This window comes from Pedobacter sp. W3I1, from assembly GCF_030816015.1.
Classification (GTDB): Bacteria; Bacteroidota; Bacteroidia; order Sphingobacteriales; family Sphingobacteriaceae; genus Pedobacter.
This window is the reverse complement of sequence record NZ_JAUSXN010000001.1, coordinates 4,685,366-4,698,554: the sequence shown is the minus strand read 5'-3', so window position 1 is coordinate 4,698,554 and position 13,189 is coordinate 4,685,366. Positions and strand designations below refer to the sequence as shown.

Annotated in this window: 15 protein-coding genes; 11 read left to right on the top strand and 4 right to left on the bottom strand. The window is 39.2% G+C overall.

Going from position 1 to position 13,189, the window contains the following annotated elements; translation table 11 throughout:
* From QF042_RS19155 to QF042_RS19140, 4 genes are read left to right on the top strand one after another with little or no spacing between them, the layout of a single operon-like run.
* On the top strand, nucleotides 1-1,164 hold the full coding sequence (locus QF042_RS19155; RefSeq protein ID WP_307531377.1) for a 3-dehydroquinate synthase: 1,164 nt from the start codon (nucleotides 1-3) through the stop codon (nucleotides 1,162-1,164).
* Between the two features lie 3 nt (nucleotides 1,165-1,167).
* The gene (gene eboE, locus QF042_RS19150) at nucleotides 1,168-2,373 is read left to right on the top strand and encodes a metabolite traffic protein EboE (protein ID WP_307531374.1); all 1,206 of its coding nucleotides are present in this window, start codon (nucleotides 1,168-1,170) and stop codon (nucleotides 2,371-2,373) included.
* 8 nt (nucleotides 2,374-2,381) lie between these two features.
* Nucleotides 2,382-3,065, top strand: a complete 684-nt coding sequence (locus tag QF042_RS19145; protein ID WP_307531373.1) for an alkaline phosphatase family protein — start codon at nucleotides 2,382-2,384, stop codon at nucleotides 3,063-3,065.
* Complete coding sequence (locus tag QF042_RS19140) at nucleotides 3,061-3,732, top strand: alkaline phosphatase family protein (RefSeq protein ID WP_307533316.1); 672 nt, start codon at nucleotides 3,061-3,063, stop codon at nucleotides 3,730-3,732. The genes QF042_RS19145 and QF042_RS19140 overlap by 5 nt, the downstream gene beginning before the upstream one ends.
* A gap of 165 nt (nucleotides 3,733-3,897) precedes the next feature.
* Here the strand turns inward: QF042_RS19140 and QF042_RS19135 are convergent, their stop codons facing one another.
* The 3 genes from QF042_RS19135 to fucP all read right to left on the bottom strand — a co-directional run bounded on the left by QF042_RS19135 (nucleotide 3,898) and on the right by fucP (nucleotide 7,789).
* Complete coding sequence (locus QF042_RS19135; protein ID WP_307531371.1) at nucleotides 3,898-4,680, bottom strand: SDR family oxidoreductase; 783 nt, start codon at nucleotides 4,678-4,680, stop codon at nucleotides 3,898-3,900.
* Between the two features lie 153 nt (nucleotides 4,681-4,833).
* Nucleotides 4,834-6,471, bottom strand: a complete 1,638-nt coding sequence (locus tag QF042_RS19130) for a UxaA family hydrolase (RefSeq protein ID WP_307531369.1) — start codon at nucleotides 6,469-6,471, stop codon at nucleotides 4,834-4,836.
* Nucleotides 6,446-7,789 (bottom strand): L-fucose:H+ symporter permease, encoded by a 1,344-nt coding sequence (gene fucP, locus QF042_RS19125; protein WP_307531367.1) that lies wholly within the window; start codon nucleotides 7,787-7,789, stop codon nucleotides 6,446-6,448. The genes QF042_RS19130 and fucP overlap by 26 nt, the downstream gene beginning before the upstream one ends.
* Before the next feature lie 176 nt (nucleotides 7,790-7,965).
* On the opposite strand from fucP, the gene QF042_RS19120 reads away from it, so the two are divergent.
* The gene (locus tag QF042_RS19120; RefSeq protein WP_307531366.1) at nucleotides 7,966-8,835 is read left to right on the top strand and encodes an AraC family transcriptional regulator; all 870 of its coding nucleotides are present in this window, start codon (nucleotides 7,966-7,968) and stop codon (nucleotides 8,833-8,835) included.
* 318 nt (nucleotides 8,836-9,153) lie between these two features.
* On the opposite strand, the gene QF042_RS19115 is transcribed toward QF042_RS19120, so the two are convergent.
* The gene (locus QF042_RS19115; protein ID WP_307531363.1) at nucleotides 9,154-10,113 is read right to left on the bottom strand and encodes a GlxA family transcriptional regulator; all 960 of its coding nucleotides are present in this window, start codon (nucleotides 10,111-10,113) and stop codon (nucleotides 9,154-9,156) included.
* Between the two features lie 135 nt (nucleotides 10,114-10,248).
* On the opposite strand from QF042_RS19115, the gene QF042_RS19110 reads away from it, so the two are divergent.
* The 6 genes from QF042_RS19110 to QF042_RS19085 all read left to right on the top strand — a co-directional run bounded on the left by QF042_RS19110 (nucleotide 10,249) and on the right by QF042_RS19085 (nucleotide 13,188).
* Nucleotides 10,249-10,743 carry a DinB family protein gene (locus QF042_RS19110; protein ID WP_307531361.1) on the top strand — a complete coding sequence of 165 codons (495 nt, stop codon included), beginning with the start codon at nucleotides 10,249-10,251 and terminating at the stop codon, nucleotides 10,741-10,743.
* Nucleotides 10,744-10,746: 3 nt separating this feature from the next.
* Nucleotides 10,747-11,253 carry a DinB family protein gene (locus QF042_RS19105; protein ID WP_307531359.1) on the top strand — a complete coding sequence of 169 codons (507 nt, stop codon included), beginning with the start codon at nucleotides 10,747-10,749 and terminating at the stop codon, nucleotides 11,251-11,253.
* A 13-nt stretch (nucleotides 11,254-11,266) separates the two neighbouring features.
* Nucleotides 11,267-11,686 carry a hypothetical protein gene (locus QF042_RS19100; protein WP_307531357.1) on the top strand — a complete coding sequence of 140 codons (420 nt, stop codon included), beginning with the start codon at nucleotides 11,267-11,269 and terminating at the stop codon, nucleotides 11,684-11,686.
* A complete protein-coding gene (locus QF042_RS19095) occupies nucleotides 11,676-12,059 on the top strand; it encodes a DUF1801 domain-containing protein (RefSeq protein WP_307531354.1) in 384 nt (127 codons plus the stop codon). The genes QF042_RS19100 and QF042_RS19095 overlap by 11 nt, the downstream gene beginning before the upstream one ends.
* Before the next feature lie 216 nt (nucleotides 12,060-12,275).
* Nucleotides 12,276-12,656: a DoxX family membrane protein gene (locus tag QF042_RS19090; RefSeq protein ID WP_307531352.1), complete on the top strand. Its 381-nt coding sequence runs from the start codon at nucleotides 12,276-12,278 to the stop codon at nucleotides 12,654-12,656.
* A gap of 100 nt (nucleotides 12,657-12,756) precedes the next feature.
* Nucleotides 12,757-13,188 (top strand): DUF2147 domain-containing protein, encoded by a 432-nt coding sequence (locus QF042_RS19085; RefSeq protein WP_307531351.1) that lies wholly within the window; start codon nucleotides 12,757-12,759, stop codon nucleotides 13,186-13,188.
* The last annotated feature ends 1 nt before the right edge of the window (nucleotide 13,189 follow it).

Sequence of the window (13,189 nt, the reverse complement as noted above, 5' to 3'; positions counted from 1 at the left end):
ATGGAACATTTACATCAATCCTTTACGGTACAATATAATTATAATGTTTTTTTTACTTCATCGCTTTTTTTGCCTGAAAACGAGTTGTTAAACAGTTTTTTAGTTAACCTAAATCCGGCGGTTGCAGTAAAGAAGATCTTATTTGTTATAGATGAGGGTGTAGCGAATGCACACAAAGACCTTAATAATCAAATTAAAGCCTATTTTACCAAATACCCTCAAACGCAGTTAGTTCAGGATATTTTGATTATCCCGGGGGGAGAACAGGTAAAAAACGATACTCAATATTTTGATCAGGTGTTAGAAGCCATCAGTATTCATGGTATCGACAGGCATTCGTTTGTGGCTGCCATTGGTGGTGGTGCTGTGCTTGATATGGTGGGTTATGCGGCTACGGTTGCGCACCGCGGAATTAAACACATCAGGATTCCGAGTACTGTGCTTTCGCAGAACGATTCGGGTGTTGGGGTTAAAAACGGAATTAATTATTTCAATAAAAAGAACTTTTTGGGCACTTTTTCGCCACCCGTTGCGGTTTTTAATGATGAAGTATTGTTAAGCACTTTATCCGATCGCGATTGGCGTTCAGGTATTGCTGAAGCGATTAAAGTGGCACTGATTAAAGACCGCGAATTTTTTGAGTGGCTGGAAGCGAATGCGACTGCGCTTGCACAACGAGATTTAACAGCCATGAACTACCAGATCTGGAAATGTGCGAAACTCCATGTGGAGCATATCCGCAGTGCCGATCCTTTCGAAAACGGTTCGGCCCGTCCGTTGGATTTTGGCCATTGGAGTGCACATAAACTAGAATACCTGACTAATTTTGAAGTGAGGCATGGTGAGGCCGTTGCCATGGGGATTGCCTTAGATGCTGTATATTCCAATTTATCGGGCAGGATCAGTACTGAGGACGCACAGAGAGTAATTACCCTGATCCAGCAACTGGGTTTCGAATTAACCCATCCTTTGTTACAGGTTACTGAGAAGGGGAGCCCGATTTTGCAAGGGTTAGAGGAATTCAGGGAGCATCTTGGCGGAGAGCTGACGATCACCTTGCTTACAGGCCTGGGGAGTGGAGAAGAAGTTCATGAAATTGATGCTGATATTTTAAAACAGGCTGCCGAAATTTTAAATAACCAAACCGCTCTTATTCAACATTAAGCTATGAAATTAACTTCCGGACATTTAACGTTCTGTACAAATATTTATGCAGGTGAAAACTGGACAGCACATTTTGCCGTGTTGAAAGATAGTTTTCCCGTATTAAAGGCCCAGTTGTCGCCAGAGGCGCCAATGGGCATCGGTTTACGCCTTTCTAATCTGGCCAGTATCGAATTGTTGGAAGAAAATCATCTGGAAACATTTAAACAATGGCTTGAGCACCAAGGTGGGTATGTTTTTACCATGAACGGATTTCCCTATGGCGGTTTTCACCATACCAGGGTTAAAGACCAGGTGCATGCACCCGATTGGACGACCAGAGACCGTGTTGACTATACACTCCGTTTAGCTGAAATTCTATCGCAATTACTTCCAGAGGGTATGGATGGCGGTATTTCGACCTCGCCATTAAGCTATAAACCCTGGTTTAAGGATGCTTTAGAAAAAGAAAAAGCTACGGTTACTGCCAGCACACATATCTTGGAAGTTGCCGGAGGTTTGGCAAAAATCTATCAGCAAACAGCTAAAATCATCCACCTCGATATCGAACCAGAACCGGATGGTTTTCTTGAATCGGGTCCAGAATTTATTAACTGGTTTGAGAATGAACTTTTACCAATTGGAAAAACATATTTTGATGAGCAATCAGGTTTGAGTGCGATTGATACAGAGGATTTGATTAAAACACACATCCGTTTGTGTTACGATGTTTGTCATTTTGCAATCGGTTATGAACCACATACCGCCATCATCAACGAATTACAGGAGAAAGGCATTCAGATTGGAAAAATCCAGATCAGTGCTGCGCTAAAAGCTAAATTGCCCGTATCTGCTTCAGAAAGAACTGCAGTGTTGGATCAGCTGAGTCGCTTTGATGAGCCTACTTATCTCCATCAGGTAATAGCCAGAAAAAATGATTGCAGTCTGGTCCGTTATCCTGATCTTAAGGATGCATTGGCAGAAGGAGAAGACCCAACGGTAACGGAATGGCGCGCACATTTCCATGTACCCATTTTTGTTGAGGATATGGGCTTGATCCAATCTACACAATCGGATATTACCGAAGTATTAAACTTGCAAAAAAGTAATCCTTTCACCGCTCATTTAGAAGTAGAAACCTATACCTGGGAGGTTTTACCAACAGCTTTAAAAGCGCCTTTGAACGATTCAATCATTAGGGAGCTGGCCTGGGTTAAAAATTTATTATAAATAAGAACATGCACAAAACCGTTGTTATCGATATCGTAGCCTTATCTACATCCGTAATCGGAGCGCATACGCCTTTTCTTCAGCAATATATTGCTGAGAACCATTTAACAACCATAGAACCTTTATTGCCTGCAGTTACAACGGCTGTGCAGTCGAGTTATCTCACGGGTAAATACCCTTCAGAAAATGGTATTGTGGGCAATGGATGGTATGATCATGCGGATGCTGAAATCAAATTCTGGAAACAGTCTAACAAACTGGTGAATGCTGAAAAAATATGGGATCAGGCTAAAAAGGAAGACCCTAATTTTACCTGCGCCAATATGTTCTGGTGGTACAACATGTACTCGACAGCCGATTTTTCGGTTACACCACGACCAAATTACCTTGCTGATGGCCGTAAATTGCCAGATTGTTATTCGCAACCAGCCGAATTGCGCGATCATTTACAAAATAAACTGGGACAGTTCCCCTTGTTTCAGTTTTGGGGCCCTGGCGCAAATATTAAATCAACGAGGTGGATTGCAGATGCCTCCATGGAAACTGAAAAGTTGCACAATCCTACGCTTACATTAATTTATTTGCCCCATTTAGACTATTGTCTGCAAAAGTTTGGTCCAGAGCTGGATAAAATCAGTACGGAACTGAAAGAGATCGATCAGGTGGTAGAAGAACTGGTGCGGTTTTATTGAAAGCAGGGGTGCCCGCATCATTTTACTTTCCGAATATGGTATTGCGCCTGTAAATGAGCCAATCCACCTTAACCGTTTGTTCAGGGAAAACGGTTTGATTCAGATCCGTGAAGAAAGAGGGCTGGAGTTGCTTGATCCGGGTGCTTCTAAAGCATTTGTAGTGGCCGACCACCAGGTAGCACATGTTTACATTAATGATAAAAGTGTAACAGAGCAGGTGAAGGCTTTATTGAAAAGTGTACCTGATATTGAATTGATACTGGATGAGGCAGAACAGGAGCAACATCACATTAACCACGAACGTTCCGGAGATCTGGTTCTTACGGCAAAAGAAAACAGCTGGTTTACCTATTATTTCTGGTTGGATGATGCTAAAGCTCCAGATTATGCTCGGGTAGTTGATATTCATAAAAAACCTGGCTACGATCCTGTAGAAATGTTCATGACCTCTAAATTGAGGGCAGGATATAAACTTTTAAGAAAAAAAGCCGGCTTCCGTTATGTGATGGATGTAATTCCGCTCGATGCTAAGCTGGTTAAAGGGTCGCATGGCAGCATTAATGTAGCCGATAAGTTTAAACCTGTTCTGGTTACTTCGAAGGCAATAGATAAAACCTTAAATGCACCGGATGTTTATCAGGTGATTTGGGATAGTTTAACGGTTTAAATTGATGCCAAAGCATATTTAATCAAGTCGGTTTCTAAATAAAAAAGGATTACACTTTTGTGCGTAACCCTTTCTAATCCGTGGTCTGTGTCTCCACAGACCACTTTAAGTTTAGTTTGTGTTTCGGTCTGTGAGGACACAGACCGAGGAGTTAGGATAAATGTTTTACAAAAGCGCCCTATCCAGGTGTACATAACCACCATCTACATGGATTAGTTGGCCTGTAGTATGACTAGATTTATCTGATAATAGAAATACAGCCATATTGGCAATCTCATCCACACTGGTCATTCTGTTTTCAAAAGGGATTTTATCAGTTATGTTTTTGAGTTTTACATCCCGATCTTCAAAAGAGTTAATCCATTTTTCGTATAGTGGGGTCCAGGCTTCAGCAACAATAATCGCATTAACACGAATGCTAAAAGGCAATAATTCTACAGCCCACTCACGGGTTAAGGCATTTCTGGCACCGTTCGATGCGGCATAACCAGATGTTCCGCCTTGTCCGGTTTCTGCGGTTTTGCTACCGATATTTAAAATCGAACCCTTGCTCTGTTTAAGTGCCGGCAGGGCATGTTTAGCCAATAGGTAATAGTGTACCACATTTTTATGTAGCGATTCCATAAAACCTTCATAAGTACCATTTTCAAGACCAACACCATCGTTAACACCAGCATTATTTACTAGGCCATCTATTCTGCCGTACTTTGCCAATATAACATCAACGATAGTTTTACAGCTCTCGGGCACAGTGAGTTCTGCTGTAAAATAGTCTGCTTTTAAACCTAAATCTGTTATTTCCTGAAGCATTTTCAGGTTATCGCTTTCATTACGGCCTATAATGATAGGGAAAGCATTTTCAATGGCCAAAGCCTTAACAATTGCCGCGCCAATGCCTTTTGCACCACCGCTCACCAGGATTATTTTGCCTTCTAAATTTAAATTCATATTTGGTTAATGTTTTTGTTTTGTTGTTAAAACCACAGAGAACGCAGAGTTTTCACAGAGAACATAGAGGGGTATTTAGCCTTGCTTCTATAGATTTCTCCATTCCGCTGCGCTTCAGTCGAAATGACGGATCGATTGTCCATTTTCCATGGGCTAAAGGCTTACACCTCTTTTCCATGGGATAAAATCATCCTGATTAAGCTGTACAGCTTTAGGGATTTCTTCGCCACTGGCCACTTTAATACAGTATTCCAATATATCTTCGCCCATTTCGTTAATGGTTTTTTCGCCATTAATCACTGCTCCTGTGTCGATATCGATAATATCACTCATGCGCTTGGCCAGGATCGAATTGGTAGCTACTTTAATGGTGGGGCAAACCGGGTTTCCTGTTGGCGTGCCCAAACCGGTGGTGAATAAAATTAAGGTTGCACCGGCAGCAGCTTTACCTGTGGTTGCTTCTACATCATTCCCCGGGGTACATACCAAACTTAAGCCAGGTTTAGTAGCAGGTTCGGTATAATCTAAAACATCTACAACAGGAGCGGAGCCCGCTTTACGAGCAGCACCTGCCGACTTAATCGCATCGGTAATTAAACCATCTTTAATGTTGCCTGGAGAAGGATTCATGTAAAAGCCAGAACCAACTTTATGCGCCAAATCATCGTATTCTGTCATTAAGCGGATAAACTTTTCTGCAGTTGGCTGATCAACAGATCTATCTATCATTTCCTGCTCTACGCCACAAAGCTCAGGGAACTCGGCTAATAAAACCTTTGCACCTAAGGCTACCAATAAATCGGCACAATAACCAACCGCTGGATTGGCAGAAATGCCGCTAAAACCATCGCTTCCTCCACATTTTACGCCTACACATAATTTGCTTAATGGCGCTGCTGTACGCGCTTGTTTATTAATGAACATCAATCCTTCAAATGTACTGCGGATCGAATTTTGGATCAATTGCTCTTCGCTTTGTGCTTTTTGCTGCTCGAAAATTAAAAGTGGTTTATCAAAATCAGGATCAAGTGCAAACAGGTCACGTTTAAAATCTTCTACCTGCAAATGCTGACAGCCCAAACTTAAAACCGTTATACCGGCCACATTGGGGTGATGGGCATAAGCCGCCAATAATTTGCTTAAAGTATCAGCATCCTGACGTGTACCGCCACAACCGCCATTATGCGTGAGGAATTTAATCCCATCCACATTTTTAAAGGTACGGCTGGCTTTATTTACTTTCGGTTCAAAACTAATATTATTAATGTCTTCTCCATTTTCGTAGGCCTGAACCAGTTTATGGGTGTAAGATTTATATTTATCATCTACCGCATAACCCAACTCACTATAAAGCGATTCTTTAATGATATCCAGATTTCTGTTCTCGCAAAATACAGTCGGGATAAACAACCAATAATTTGCGGTGCCCACTGCACCGTTTTTACGGTGATAACCATTAAAACTGCGGTTGGCATATTTACTCACATCAGGTGCTTCCCATTTGTAATTAACATTGCGATAGGCAAATGGCTCTGCAGCATGTTTGGTATTCTCTACATTCATACGCATGCCAGCTTTTACATCAAACTGTACCTTTCCAACCAAAACGCCGTACATCATTACCTCATCGCCTGCTTTCATATCCTGCATAAAAAATTTATGCTTGGCAGGGATTTCATCAACAGTAACGTAGGTATTTCCTTCATGCACTATTTTGGTGTCTTGTGGCAAATCTTGCAACGCAACCAAAACATTATCCGCATGGTTAATCTTGATGACTAATTTTTTCATTGTCAATTTTATAATCTAAACTTATTTCTTTTTCAATGTGATTGGGTTTCCATCCTTTCCAACCAAAGTAGAAAACCACTAAAAAACATACGAAAGGCACTAAATATCCATATTGTATATTGTGTGTGGCGTCTGATATCAAACCTAATATCGGCGGTAAAAAGGCACCGCCAACAATAGACATCACAATTAATGACGAACCCAATTTGGTATCCTTACCCAAACCTGCTATACCCAAGGAGAATATGGTTGGGAACATGATCGACATAAAGAAAGCAACACCGATTAAAGCATAAACGGTAATCATGCCGCTTGCAAAAATAGATACGAGGGTAAGTAAAGCACTGATTAATGCGTAAAGCATCAATAGTTTATGGGCAGCTACGTATCTCATGAAGAACGTTCCAGCGAACCTGCCTATCATAAAAGCCAGGCCTGCCGCACCAGCGTACCATTTTGCTGCATCCTGACTGATAGCTGCCGATGAGGTGACGAAACTGATGAATAAACTCAGTACACAAACCTGTGCACCAACATAAAAAAACTGCCCAATAATGGCCCAGCGCAAATGGCTATGACCCAATACATGGCCAAAACTGCTTTTTTCTTTGGTATCCTCTTCTTCCTTAATATCGGGCAGCTTGGTAAAAATGAATAGGATAGCCACCACAATAATCAGAACACCCAAAATTAAATAAGGTCCTTTTACCGTCGATGCCTCCTCGAGTATATAAGCCTGTTTTTCTAAAGGCAACATTTTTGCCAATTGCGTATCGGTATATTTTACTTCGGTAAAAATAAATTTACCGCCAAGTACTGGCGCTAAAAATGCAGCCAAACCATTAAAAGACTGAGAGAAATTTAATCGCTGTGTAGCCGTTTCTGGCGGTCCTAGCACAGTAACGTAAGGATTTGCGGCGGTTTCTAAAAAGGTTAAACCACAGGCGATAATAAAAAGTGCGCCTAAGAAAAATATATATTGTGCGGTATTGGCTGCAGGTATAAATAATAAACAGCCGATGGCGAATAAAACAAGACCTAAAATAATACCACTTTTATAACCATACTTGCGCATAATGTAGCCTGCAGGTAGTGCCAATAAAAAATAGGCAATAAAAACAGATGAATCGACCAGGGTAGATTCGAAAACATTTAACTGAAAAGCTTTACGTAAATGCGGAATTAATACGGGATCGAGATTGTGAACAAAGCCCCAGAAGAAAAATAGGCTGGTGACCAAAATTAATGGAAATAAATATCCCTTACCATTTTTTGGTGTATCGGATACTTTAAAGTTCGTTGATGGAGTGTGGCTCATGTTTTGTTGGTTATAAATGGTTTATGCAGGTTCTTTTTGGTTAGTTGTTGTATTACAAATTAAACCGATAAGCATTAATAAAAATTTAACTTTATTACCTAATTATTAAATGATATTGGCTCAATTTTTTACATTGCAAAATAATTTTGCATATTAGATTGATTTTTTAAGATTTTATGAAACCGCATTTACTTAATGTATCTACTAATTCGGTAGATTCTTTTAGCGCCCGAAGAGATATTATGCCCGATATAAACAACCGCTGGCATTACCACTCGGCATTAGAATTGATCTACGTTAAAAAAGGCAGAGGCACGCAGTTTATTGGCGATAGTATTAAAAATTTTAAGGACGGCGATGTGGTTTTACTTGGAAGCAACTTGCCGCATTACTGGCGCTTCGATCCAGAGTTTTTTGATGAAACAGGTGAAGAATCAGTTGATGTGTATGTGATTCATTTTAAGGAGGATTTTTTAGGAAAGGATTTTCTCGATCTCCCCGAAAATCAGGAGATTAAAAAAGTGTTGCTGCAATCTACACAGGGAATTCAGCTGCAAGGAACCTCGAAAGAGAAAATAGCCAGTTTAATGCCACAGATTATTGAGGCTACTGGCACCATGAGGATTATAAAAATACTCGAGGTATTAACAGAAATAGCCAATTGCGAAGAAAAAAACATATTGGTTTCGTTAGGCTTTAAGCCAAACTTTTTAGAGAACGAAAAAGACAGGATCCAATCTATTTATAACTATACCATTAGCAATTACAAGAATAAAATAGAACTAAAGGAAATTGCTGCGGTAGCTAAAATTAGTCCCAATTCGTTCTGTAAATTCTTTAAAACTAAAAGTAGAAAAACGTATACACAGTTTCTGAACGAGATTAGAGTTGGGCAGGCCTGTAAATTACTGATTGAAAATGATCTAACGGTAAAAGAAATCTGCTACGACTGTGGGTTTTATAATTTCACCAGTTTCCATAAATATTTCAGGGAGATAACTGGCAAAACACCCTTGAAATATCAGCAGGCTTTTTCGAAACAATAGTATTTTTTGATGTGAGTGCAGATAACAACCATCCATAGCCCCGATTGCACGGAAAGCCCGGAGCGAAGCATGAGTGAGGACTTGGAGTAAAAGCGGGACAGCTGTTTACCAAGCACCACAGGCTTTGCGCTTCAAATAGTCAAGAGGTTGTATCATAAATTGTAATTTACTTCGCATTTGTCACGTTGAGCCTGTCGAAACGCCTTGTAAGACATTTAAAACAGGTCCTTCGACAAGCTCAGGATGACAATTTCTATATTTATGAGACAGCCTCCTCTAAATATGGCTCGTTTTCAGAAAATAAACTAATTTATCTATCTATCTCGCCTGGAATTTATCCCTATACTGCGTAGGCGTCATCCCGACTGATTTTCTGAACACTTTTCTAAATGCTTTTGGATCGTTGTATCCGGAGTTATAAATCACCTCTGTCATTTGCTGGGCAGTTTGCTCTAATAACTTTTTAGCCGCTTCAATGCGGGTTTGTTGAAGATACTCAATAGGGGTAATACCGATCACCTGTTTAAAGCGACGTACAATATTTCTTCTACTGGAAGGAATATCTTTTATCATTTCTTCAATGGTGGCCACATCATGGTAATTATTTTCAATTTTTTCCTGAGCAGAGGCAACAATATCATCATTGTGATGACGGATAGGCTGGAAGGTGCTAAAGTACGATTGGTTTACACGATCCATATCGATTGCAAAAATTTTGGCCACCTTAACGGCCATATTTTTTCCGCAATGAAGCTGTAAAAGATGCAACAATAAATGAAAAGTAGAGGTTGCCCCACCACTTGTAAACAATTTGCCGTCTTGGGTTACCGTTTTATCAGCCTTTAAATGAACCAATGGGAATGCAGAAGAAAAAGCAGAACAGGCATCAACATGTGTGGTAGCCGCTTTACCATCCAACAGTCCGGATGCGGCAAGTAAAAATGCACCGGTACAAAAGGTAGCAATTTCTGCTCCTGCTGCATGCTGTTTGTTTAACCATGGGATGTAGCCGCTGTTGGCTCCGATGCAATCTTTAATATCATTGGTTGCAAATGATGGAACTAAAATCAGTCCAAACTGCCCGGCTTCTTGTAAGGGCACATAGGGATGTGTGCTAAAATTATAATTTTTATCGTCAAGGGTTATTAAACTAATGTTAAATGGCGCTTCAAGCTCATCTTTTCTGTAAAAACCATTAACAGTATCAAATACGTCTAAAATAGCTGCTATGCTTAATAATCTAAAGTTTTGGGGAAGTAAAACACCTACTTGTATCATTTGGTTAAAAATTAAGGTATCGTAAATATATAAAAATTGTCTGAAATGCCCCTTAAGATTGACTTTTACGGCAACGGTGTTCAGCTAAATTAACACCTAACTTTATTCAAGTTAATTACCTAATCAACAACCGATATGAAAACCACACCAACGAGTAGCAGAATGTATGGCTTTATTGTGCTTTACGAAATGCAAACAGATTTTTTATTAAGGGCTTTAGATGGCATAGACCAAAAGGATGCCCAAAAAAGATTAGATACCAAAGCCAACCATATTGCATGGATTACCGGGAGTGTGGTGCATGGCCGCTATTTTCTGGCCAAATCATTCGGCATCGACCTCCCATCTATAACCGATGAACTTTTTGCCAACAATAAAGGGATTGTGGATGATGCCGATTATCCATCATTGGAAGATTTCATTAAAGACTGGGCAGCAATTTCTCCAAAGCTACAGGAAGCTTTAACCCAGGCTACCGATGAGAAATTAGCAGAAAAACTGATTATGCCCGGAATGGAAATTACATTGTTTGAAATGATCAGTTTTAGCAGCTACCGTGAAGCCAACTGTATTGGGCAGATTGCATTATGGCGGAGATTATTAGGATACCCTGGGATGAATTACATGTAAACTATGGAAAAGATAATTAGAGAAGCCGATGAAACTTTGTCGGCATTAGAACATGAGTTGTCGAGATTTGATGCCCTGCAGATTAATGCAGTACCTTTTAAAGGAAGCTGGACCGCCGGTCAATTGGCTGAGCATATGGTTTTGTCGAATTCGGGTTTCCTGGAAGTAATTAATGGGCCAGTAGCCGAAACGGATAAGCCGGCTGATTTATTAGTAAATGAAATTAAGAAAGATTTTTTAAATTTTAATGTGAAATACGATTCACCAAAAGAGATTTACCCTGAAGATAAGACATATCATCAGCCGGAATTATTGAAAAGTTTAAAGCAGATCAGGGAGGGGATATCAAATGCGGTAACCGGCTTAGATTTAACTAAAACATGTACCGCTTACGAGCTACCAGGATATGGCTTTTTAACCCGATTGGAGGCCATTTATTTTGTAATTTATCATACACAACGACACTTACATCAATTAAAAAATATTTACAGCGAGCTTGATACCAATTGATTTAACTAAATTTATGAGAAACAACAGGCTTAATCTATTAAATTCCTATATCGGTAAATGGAAAACAGAAGGTTTAACAAAATCAGGTGATATAATCGTTGGAACAGATACCTATGAGTGGGTTGATGGTGGTTTTTTCTTAACCCACCAGGTAGATGTAATGTTCGGCGATAAAAATGTCCGATTGTTAGAAATTATGCATTATGATGATATGGAGGATGTTTTTAGGTCGCAATCGTTCGATAATGAAGGTAATATCTCTATATCTACCCTGAAAATTTACGATGATATCATTTTAATATTTGCCGATACCGAGCGATTTAAAGGAAATTTTAAAGTCGATACCATTGAAGGAATGTGGGAACAGTTTGATGGTAAAAACTGGGTGCCTTGGATGGATATCAAATTAACAAGACTTGCAGATGAGCAATAAGCAGCGTATGCAAAAAGCTGATCAGATTGATGATTACATGAAAAAGCTCGAGCATCCTTTTAAACAGGAAATTGAGCGTTTGCGGAGTATCATACTGAATGCAAATCCTAAACTGCAGGAAAGAGTGAAATGGAATTCGCCAAGTTTTTACTATATAAAAGATTTGGCTGCTTTTAACCTTAGGGCAAATGGATATGTGCAGATCATTTTTATTTTTTACGATGGAAATATGATCGAAGATTCATCTTTATTACAGGGCAGTTGGAAAGACAGGCGCGAAGCAAGATTTTACAGTTTGGATGATATTGAAGTGAAACTACCTGCGCTCGAGCAGTTTGTAAATAATTGGATTAAACTAATCGAATGCAAATAATAATTAACTATCCTGAAGGGAGAAAATAACAAAACAGTGGTTACACTTAACCTATTTAGATGAAGAATGGTCTATGGTTCATGCCATGGACTATAGACCATTAACTAAATCAGATTACTTCAGTTATCAATGACTAATGAGCAAATGATTAATAAGCCAATGACTAACCAATAACTTTTATTATTTTTAAATTTAGAAACCAAAAATTAAACCACTATGAAAATTGCAGTTATTATTGTACGCGTGCTTTTAGCCGCCATGTATCTTTTTGCTTCCGTAAGCTATTTTCTTAATTTAATGCCGAAGGCACCGGAAATGACAGCCGCACAAACGAGTTTTATGACTGGCTTGATGGCCTCTGTGTACCTTTTTCCACTGATTAAAATAACAGAATTGTTATGTGGCGTAATGTTGTTGATTGGTAGAACAGCACCACTTGCATCAATCATTATTTTTCCTGTTACCTTGAATATCTTTTTGTATACCGCATTTTTGGCCCAGCCTAAAGATCTTCCGATGTCAGCTGTGATGTTATTGTTTAATTTGTTCCTGCTTTATGCGTATCGTGCCAAGTATCTACCGATCGTTTCAAAGTAAATTTTATCGTTTTTAAAAATTCTCATACTTTTTCTCTTTATTTAGTGTTTCGATATAAGGTGTAATTATTATCTTTAAAAAACTAACTAGAAATAAAAATATGAGGAAATTATCATTTTTAATGTTGCTTTTTGTTGCGGTATCGTTTTCTGCATTTGCACAGAACAAAGATGCTATTGTGGGCAAATGGCTTAACCCTTCAGGAGAAGGGCAAATAGAAATTTATAAAAAAGGCGATAAATATTATGGGAAATTAGCCTGGATGAAGGAACCGAATTTAAATGGTAAACCTAAATTAGATGCAAAAAACCCTGATGAAAAGCTACAGAAACGTGCTTTATTGAATCTGGAAATATTGAAAGATTTTGTTTACGATGATGGTAAGTGGACTGATGGAACGATTTACGATCCGAAAAGTGGCAAAACGTACAGCTGTAACCTGTCTTTAAAGAGTAACGATGTGTTAAACGTTCGCGGTTATGTTGGTATCTCACTTTTAGGAAGATCAGAAACTTTTAGACGGGTAAAATAAT